This window comes from Acidocella sp. (assembly GCF_027352905.1).
Lineage (GTDB): Bacteria > Pseudomonadota > Alphaproteobacteria > Acetobacterales > Acetobacteraceae > Acidocella.
Genome location: NZ_DAIEIF010000016.1, coordinates 1 through 8524, shown reverse-complemented (window position 1 = coordinate 8524; position 8524 = coordinate 1). Strand labels below are relative to the sequence as shown.

Genomic DNA, 8524 nt, shown 5'->3' with positions numbered 1-8524 from the left:
CCGCCCCCGCGCCGCTCGCCCTGCTCATGCCGGTCTACCGGGGGCTGGCGGAAACGCGCGCCGCCATCGCCTCCGCGCTCAAGGCCAAGCCCAGCGAGGCCCGCTTCATCGTGGTGGATGACGCCTCGCCCGAGCCGGACCTGGCCGCCTGGCTGGCCGACCAGGCCGGCAAAGGTAGATTCGAGCTCATCCGCCACCCCCGCAATCTGGGGTTCTGCGCCGCCTGCAATACCGGCTTCGCCGCCGCCCCCGGCTGCGACGTGCTGCTGCTCAACAGCGACATCCTGCTGCCGGCGCCGGCGGTGGAGACGCTGCGGCGCGTGGCCTATGCCAGCCCCGCCACCGGCACGGTCACCCCGCTGGCCAACGACGCGACGATCTGCGCCTATCCCGCCCCCAACACCGCCAACCCGATGCCCGATCTACGCGAGACCACGCGGCTCAACCGCCTGGCCGCCAAAACCAACGGCCTCGCCTGGGTGGAAATTCCCACCGGCATCGGCTTCTGCCTCTATATCCGCCATGACTGCCTGGCGGCGGTGGGCGGGTTCCGCGCCGAGATCTTCGCCCAGGGCTATGGCGAGGAAAATGATTTCTGCCTGCGCGCCCGCCAGCGCGGCTTCCTCCACGCCGCCGCCATGGGCGCCTATGTCGCGCATAAGGGCGGCGTCTCGTTCCGGAGCGCGGCGCGGGCGCTGGTGCGGCGCAACCTCGCCCTGCTCAACCGGCTCTACCCCGGCTATACGGCGCTCATCGCCGCGCATAACGCGGCGGACCCCGCCGCGCCCCACCGGGCGGCGCTGGACGCGGCGCGGCTGCTGGCGGAACGGCGGGGCCGCCCGGCGGTGCTGCTCATCAGCCACGCCCATGGCGGCGGCGTGGCCACGCGGGTCCGCGCCGTCATGGCGCAGTTGCGGGCGCAAGGCTGTTACCCCCTGCTACTCACCGCCCGGCGCCCCGCCGCGCCGGAGCGCACCCCCTATCCCTGGCCCTCCCTGCTCTGCGCCGGCGACCCGGAGGCGCACCCCAATCTCGTCTTCACCCTGCCCGGCGGGCTGCCCCGGCTCCTCGCCCTGCTGCGGCGGCTCAAAGTCACGCGGGTCGAGCTGCACCACGCGCTCGGCCAGCACGCGGCGGTGCGCGGCCTCGCCGCCGCGCTCGGCGTGCCCCAGGATATCGTCGCGCATGATTACGCGAGCTTCTGCCCGCGCGTGAATCTCCTCGCCCGGCCCGCGCCGGAGGCCCCGCCCCGCTATTGCGGCGAGCCGGACCCCAAAGGCTGCGCGCGATGCTGCGCGCGGGACAAGGCGGAAATCGCCGAGACCATTTCCATCCCCCGGCTGCTCGCCCGCTCCCGCCAGGAATTCGCGGCGGCGCGGCGGGTCATCACCCCCTCGGCGGATATGGCCCGCCGCCTCGCCCGGCATTTTCCCGGGCTAGAGCCGGAAATCATTCCCTGGGAGGACGATTCCGCGCCGCGCCCCTTGCGCAAACCCCGGCCGGGCGCGCGGCGGGTCGCGGTGATCGGCGGCATCGGCCCGGCCAAGGGGCTGGACGTGCTGCTCGGCTGCGCGGCGGATAGCCGCCGCCGCGACCTGCCGCTCGATTTCACCCTCATCGGCGGCAGCGCGGATGACGCGGCGCTGATCGCGGCGGGAGTTAAGGTCACCGGCCCCTATCAGCCGGGCGAGGCCGAGGCGTTGATCACGAGCCTCGCCCCCGATCTCGCCTTCATCCCCTCGATCTGGCCGGAAACCTGGTGCTTCGTCCTCGGCGAGGCCTGGCGCGCCGGGCTCTACACCGTGGTGTTCGACCTCGGCGCCCAGGCGGAACGGGTGAGAGCCACCGGGCGCGGCGCGATATTGCCGCTCGGCCTGCCGCCTGAGCGGGTCAATAACAGTTTGCTCAACATCACATTTTAATAACCGGGTAACGCTTTGCCTGGACAATCTTTTCTGCGACAATAACGCCAAACCTGTTCCCGAGGATTGTTTATGGCCGCCGTGAAAACCGCTTCCGCTTCCAAGAAAACCCCGGCTAACGAAGCCGAAGCCGAACCCGCGGCCCCGCCCGCCGCCAGATCCGGGGCGCAGGTCCAGGAGCTCAAGGTCACCGGTCATCTCATGGCGCTGCCGCCCGGCCTTTTCTGCTTCGTAAACGAGCTCAATCCCGGCGCCGCCATCCATAACGGCATGCCCGGCGTGCGCATCTCCCCGCCGCCGATCGGCGGCCAGAATGTCGAAATCTCCGGCTTCCGCGCCGATGGCTGGCTCAACGCGGAGGGGGACGCGGTGCTGGTGCGGATCAAGAACAAGCCCGCCCAGGTTCTCGTCACCATTTATCAGCTCGCCAACCTGCCGGACGCCTCGCCCCGCCTGCAGGTCCGCCAGCTTTTGGGCGAGGCGCAGATGCCCGCCAACGCCCCCGCCGCCAACGCCCCCGCCGCGGCGCCGCCGCCCGCGCCCCTGGCCCCCGCCGCGGCCCCCACCAATCTCATGGCGCATATCCAAACCCGCGGCGATGTCGGCGCCCGGTTCGGCGACTGGCTGGGCGAGAAGGGCAGCCAGAACTGGATCGAGGGCTTCGCCATCACCGCGCCGGAGGGCATCGCCGCCTCAGACCTCACCTATCAGGCCGTGCTGGGCCGGGGCTGGCTTTCCCCCTGGGTCGAGGCCGGGCAATATTGCGGCTCGCGCGGCATGGCCCTGCCCCTGCTCGGCCTGCGCATCCGCCTCAGCGGCGAGGCGGCGGAGCAATACGACCTCAGCTATTCCGCCACCTTCGTCGGCGGCGCCAGCGCCGGGCCGGTGGGCAATGATGAGACCTGCGAGGCCGAGACCCTCGCCCCGCTGGAATCCTTCCAGGTCCAGCTCATTCCCCGCGCGCGCAAGGGGGGCGCCAAGACCCGGAAATAACCCCCCGGAGCCAGGCCGTGAATTTCCTCTTCGTTCATCAGAATTTCCCCGGACAATACGTCCATCTCCTGCGCAGCCTGCTCGCGGATAACGAGATCCGCCCCGGCACGCACGAGATCGTCTTCATGACCGAGCCCAACGCGAATTTCATCGAGGGCGTGCGCAAGGTCACCTATTCACGCCCGCCGCCGCCTCCCAAGGCGCTCGCCCCCGCCGCGCGGGAGTTCGAGAGCGCGGCGATGCGCGCCCAGGCCGGCTATGAGGGGGCGCTGCAGATCAGGGCGCTCGGCTTCAAGCCCGATATCATCATCGGCCATCATGGCTGGGGTGAGATGCTCAATCTCTGCGACGTGTTCCCCGGCGTGCCCATCCTCGGCTATTTCGAGTTCTATTACCGCATCCATGATTCAGACGTGAACTTCGACCCGGAATTTCCGATGCCGGAGCATTATTTCGGCGCGGTGCGGGCCAAGAACACCATCAACCTGCTGGCCGTGGCGCTTGAGCAATGGGGGCAGACGCCCACGCGCTGGCAGCATGACACCTACCCCGCCTGGGCGCGGGAGAAACTTCGCATCATCGAGGAAGGCGTGGACCTCAATCTCTGCGCCCCCGACCCGGCGGCGCGGAAAAAAAAGCTGACGATCGGGCCGCTCACCGTCTCCCCCCGGCAGAAGCTCCTCACCTTCGTCTCGCGCAATCTGGAGCCGTATCGCGGCTTCCACACCCTCATGCGCGCCTTGCCGGATCTATTGCGCGAGCGGCCCGATCTCATCGTCTCCATCGTCGGCGGGGATGAGGTGAGCTACGGCGCGCCGCCGCGCGAGGGGGGCAGCTGGAAGGAGCTGCTGCTCCGCGAGCTGGGGGGGCGGCTCGATCTCTCCCGCGTTCATTTCCTCGGCAAAATTCCTTATTCGGACCATCTCGCTTTGCTCAAGCGCTCGGACGCGCATGTCTATCTCAGCTACCCGTTCGTCGCCTCCTGGTCCCTGCGTGAGGCGCTGGCCTGCGGCTGCGCCATCATCGGCGCGGATACCGTCACCGTCACCGAATTCATCGAGGACGGGATCAACGGGCTGGTCACCCCCACCCTCGATCCGGCGGCGCTGCGGGACAATGTGCTGCGCCTGCTGGCGGATGCCAAACTCTCCGCCCGGCTGCGCGCCGGGGCGCGGGCTTACGCGGAGGCGAGGCTGGCGATGCCGGATTATATCAGCCGCTACCGCGCCTATATCGAGGAGATCACCGGCCGGCCCCTCATTGCCGCCCCCGCCGCCGAACCCGCGCCCAAACAGGCCAAACCCGCCCGGCGTCAGGCGCGGGCCTGACCTAATCCACAATCCCCTCGCGCCCGGCGATGCTCATCATCGTCGCGGTGAGAAACGCGACCAGCCGTTCCTTGCCCTCCGCCTCGGCGAACACCTCCGCCTGGGTGAGCAGCAGCGTCTTGCCCGCCTTCACCACCGCCCCGCGCGCGACCAGCCTCTCGCCGATGGCGGGAGCGAGCAGATTGATCTTGAATTCCGCCGTCAGCACGCCCCGCTCCGGCGGCAGCACGCTCAGCGCCGCGTAGCCCGCCGCCGAGTCGGCGATCGCGCTCACCGCCCCGGCATGCACGAAGCCATGCTGCTGCGAGATGCCGGGATGCGGGCGCAGCGCGATCTCCACCCGCCCGGGGGCGATAGCGCCCAGCTCCGCCCCCAATGTCGCCATCAGCCCCTGCCGGGAGAAGCTGGCGCGGATGCGCGCCGCCTCCGCCGCGTTGAGTTCGCCGTTCATCTCACTCCGCCGCCGCTAAAGAAGGTTTGATCCGCCCCCCCGCCAGTTCCAGATGGCGGCGGGCGGTCTCGTGATGGCTGATGGCGACGATGGTCGTACCCGGCAGCCGCTCGCGCAGCACCGTCCGCATCCGCTCGGCCAGCGGCCGGTCGAGCGCGGAGGTCGCCTCGTCCAGAAACAGCCAGTGCGGCCGGGCGAGCAACGCCCGCGCCAGGGCCAGGCGCTGCTGCTCTCCGCCGGAGAGCGCCAGCCCCCAATTGGCGTCGTCATCCAGCCGGGGGATGAGATGGGCGAGCCCGCAAGCCGTGAGCGCCGCCGCCGCCTCCTCGTCGCTCACCTGCGCCGCCGGTCCGGGATAGGCGAGGCTGCGCTTGAGCGTACCCAGCGGGAAATAGGGTTTTTGCGGCAGAAAGAGCAGCCGGCCGGATGGCTGGCGCACCTCGCCGGAGCCGAAGGGCCAGATTCCCGCCACGGCGCGGAACAAGGTGGATTTGCCCGCCCCGGAGGGGCCGGAGATCACCACCGTCTCGCCCGGCGGCAGGGTGAGGCTGGCATGGTCGAGCAGCTTGCGCCCGTCGGGCAGGGTCAGCGTCAGATCCCGCAGCACCAGCGCCTCGCCCTCGGCCAGCACGCGCGGCCCATTCGCGGCCATGGCGCGCGCCGCCTCCATCGCCTCGCGGAACCCGTAGAGACGCGAGACGGTGGCGCGCCACAGCACCAGGTTCTGGTAGGAGGTGACGAACCAGGAGAGCGCCCCCTGTACCTGGGAGAACACCATGGGAATCTGGCTCAGCCCGCCCAGCCCGATCTTCTTGGCGAAATAGCGGGGCAGAATGACGACGAGCGGGAAGATATTGGCGATCTGGGCGAAACCGACGGTGAAGAAATTCAGCGCCTTGGTGCGGCGCATGATCGCCCAGAAATTATCACGGACGAATTGGAAGGCATGGCGCAGTTCCGCCTCCTCCTCCGCCTCGCCATGGGAGAGGGCGATCGCCTCCGGATGTTCGCGCACCCGCACCAGCCGGTAGCGGAAATTCGCCTCCAGCTTCTGCTGGTTGAAGGAGAGCGGCACCAGCCTGCGGCCGATGAGATGGGTGAGCCCCGTGCCCACCAGGGAGTAGAGCGCCGCCACCCACAGCATATAACCCTGAATGGTGACGCCGAAGAGCGTGATCGAGCCGGAAATGCTGTAGAGCACGAAAACGAAGCTGAGCAGCGTCACCACATTGGTGATGAAATCCGTGCCCAGCGAGAGCGTGTTGGCGGTGAAATTGTTGAGATCCTCGGAGATGCGCTGGTCGGGATTGTCCACCACGTCGCCCGGCTTCTGGCTAAGGCTGATATTGTAATAGGCCCGGTCGCGCAGCCAGTTCTCCACATAATGCACGGTGAGCCATTGCCGCCATTTGATCGTCAGCATCTGGGTCAGATAGGTCGAGTAGACGGCGATGAGGATGTAGATGATGACGAGTTCGGCGAAGCCGGGCATCGGCCCCTTGCCGGGCACGCGCACAATCGGCTGATAGAGCAGCGCGAGGACGATGCGCGCATCATAGGCCTGGATGGCATTGAAAAAATCAGCGTTCCAATAGGTCAGCACCACGTTGAGCGCGACCAGCAGCAGGCTGAGCACGATCACCGCGCCGAGCAGCCCCCAGGCCGCCCATTTCTCCCCGGAGGTGAAATAGGGTTTGGCCAGGCTCCACCCCTCGGCGAAACCGGTGATGAAATTTGTCATGGCATGGCGCATGGCGTCAGCCTCCCCGCGCGGCGGCAAACGGGGCGGGGCAAGCGGGCATGGCGGCGGGAGCGTTCATAGCCACGCTTATGCCGCAAGCGCCGCCGGGTTCAAAGCCGCTTCCGCGGCCCATCCGGCTCAGCGCGCGCGCAACCGCCCCGCCAGCTCCTCCCCCGGCAAGGCGGGGCCGAAATAGCCGCCCTGCCCCTCATCGGCGCGCAACGCGCGCAGCGTCTCATATTGGGCGGCGGTCTCGATTCCATCCGCCAGCACCGTGCAGCCCAAAGCGTGCCCGGCCTCCACGGCGGCCTGGGCGAGCGCCGCCCCCGCCGCCTCGCCATCCATATTCCGCACCAGGGAGGCGTCCAGCCTTAGGCTGGTGAAGGGCAGGCGCTTCAACGGCGCCAGCGAGGCATAGCCGGTGCCGAAATGGTTGAGGGCGAGGCGCACCCCCACGCCGCGCAGCGCCTTGAGCGCGAAGGCCGCATCGTCATTCTCATCCAGCAGCATGGTCTCGGTGACCAGCAATTCCAGCCGCTCCGGCGCGATACCGCTATGATGCAGCGCCTCCAGCAGATGCCGCACGAACCGGCCGCTGCGCAGATGCCGCCAGGAAAGCGCCAAGGCGACGCGGAGTTCCCCGGGCAGGCGCGCCGCCTCCCGGCAGGCCTCGCGCAGCATCCAGCCCCCCACCTCGATGATCACCTCGGATTGTTCGGCCAGTGGCAGAAAATGCCCGGCGGGTATCAGCCCGCGGCGGGAATGGGCAAGGCGCAGCTGCGCCTCCGCCCCCTGGGCCCGCCCGGTTTCCAGGGAAAAAATAGGCTGGAAATACAAACACAAGCGGCGGTCGGCCAGGGCCTGGCGGAGCTTCAGCACAATGCGGCGGCGCTCGACCACCTCCTGCCGGGCGAGTTTCTGCCGCAATTCCCGCTCGCCGGGTGCGGACCGGACGGATGCCGCCTCGGGCGGGGAAAGGAACGGTTCGGTTCCGGATCTGGTTTCAGGCATGGCGCGGCATCGCAGACATGCCCGCACGCTACCCCCTAAAGATTAACATCCTCCCAATCGCGCCTGGAGAGGCCGATCCCATCGGATCGCCCCCTCAAACCGGCCGGCAATGTCTAGGACATATAATTTTGCGGGCGGGGGCGGGCGGGGGCCGGGGCGAGCGCGGCGGCCAGCCCGGCAAAGGCCCGCGCCGTGCCGTAATGCTCGGCCACATAGGCGAGGGCGGCCTCCGGCCCCAGCGGCATGGCCAGCTGGCGCATCACCGCCGCCGCGAAAACGCTGGGACCGCCCGCGATGACAAAGGGCGAGCCCGGCCCCAGCACGAACCCCCGCAGGCTGGGGGGCGTGGCGACGGTGACCAGCCCGTGCCGGGCGTAATCCAGCAATTTCAGCTTGAGTCCCGATCCGGCGCGCAATGGCGAGACGGCGAGGGCGGCGCGGTGGAGAACAGGGGCGAGCGCCTCCACCCGCCCCAGGGACCGCACCCCGGCGGGCAGGCGGCGCAGAGCCGGGCCGCAATCGCCCACCAGATCCAGCGTCAATCCATGGCCGCGCAGTTCCGGCCAGATCTCCGCGAAGAACCAGCGCAGCCCGTCGAGGTTGGGCAGGCTGTCGCTGCCGACGAAAACCAGCCGCCCGGGAATCCGCGCCATGCCGGGCGGAGGCGGAGAGGGAATGGCGGGCATCGGCGCGGTGAACACATTGGCCGCCGGGCAAAGCTGGCGCAGCAGCGCCGCCTCCTCCGGCTGGATGGCCGCGATATGTCCCGCCCGCGCCAGCAATTCCGCCTCCCGCGCCCGCGTCAGCCCGGGGGGGCGCACCGTATAGCCCGCCGCCGCCAGCGCCGCGGCCCGGCGGTGGAACACGTCATGGGCGATGAGCACGGCGTTGACCCCGTCCAGCTCCGGCTCGTCGAGCAGAGGCGCGCGGAAAATCGTGTCGATCAGCACCGCCCGCGGCTGGAGCCGAGCGATGGCGCGGGCGCACCAGCGCAACTCCGCCGGCGCGGGAAAGCCGCCCAGCACCGCGTCGGCGCGGTTGCGGCGGCGCCGGGCCCAGGCGCGCAGGGGCGCGGGCA

7 protein-coding genes are annotated in these 8524 nt (G+C 69.4%); 3 read left to right on the top strand and 4 right to left on the bottom strand.

Features of this window, described 5'->3' with window-relative positions; translation table 11 throughout:
* From M7H45_RS02350 to M7H45_RS02340, 3 genes are all read left to right on the top strand, one after another.
* On the top strand, positions 1-1922 hold a 1922-nt coding region (locus tag M7H45_RS02350; RefSeq protein ID WP_298214321.1), incomplete at its 5' end, for a glycosyltransferase.
* 72 nt (positions 1923-1994) lie between these two features.
* On the top strand, positions 1995-2915 hold the full coding sequence (locus tag M7H45_RS02345; protein ID WP_298214319.1) for a hypothetical protein: 921 nt from the start codon (positions 1995-1997) through the stop codon (positions 2913-2915).
* Between the two features lie 17 nt (positions 2916-2932).
* Positions 2933-4243, top strand: coding sequence for a glycosyltransferase (locus M7H45_RS02340; RefSeq protein WP_298214317.1), 1311 nt, complete (start codon positions 2933-2935; stop codon positions 4241-4243).
* A gap of 1 nt (position 4244) precedes the next feature.
* Here M7H45_RS02340 and M7H45_RS02335 read toward each other — a convergent pair whose 3' ends face one another.
* The 4 genes from M7H45_RS02335 to M7H45_RS02320 all read right to left on the bottom strand — a co-directional run.
* Complete coding sequence (locus tag M7H45_RS02335) at positions 4245-4694, bottom strand: PaaI family thioesterase (RefSeq protein WP_298214315.1); 450 nt, start codon at positions 4692-4694, stop codon at positions 4245-4247.
* 1 nt (position 4695) lies between these two features.
* The gene (locus M7H45_RS02330) at positions 4696-6435 is read right to left on the bottom strand and encodes an ABC transporter ATP-binding protein/permease (protein ID WP_298214313.1); all 1740 of its coding nucleotides are present in this window, start codon (positions 6433-6435) and stop codon (positions 4696-4698) included.
* Between the two features lie 138 nt (positions 6436-6573).
* A complete protein-coding gene (locus M7H45_RS02325; protein WP_298214311.1) occupies positions 6574-7446 on the bottom strand; it encodes an EAL domain-containing protein in 873 nt (290 codons plus the stop codon).
* Positions 7447-7559: 113 nt separating this feature from the next.
* Positions 7560-8524 (bottom strand): glycosyltransferase family 4 protein (locus M7H45_RS02320; protein ID WP_298214309.1); only part of this gene is annotated, 965 nt, incomplete at its 5' end.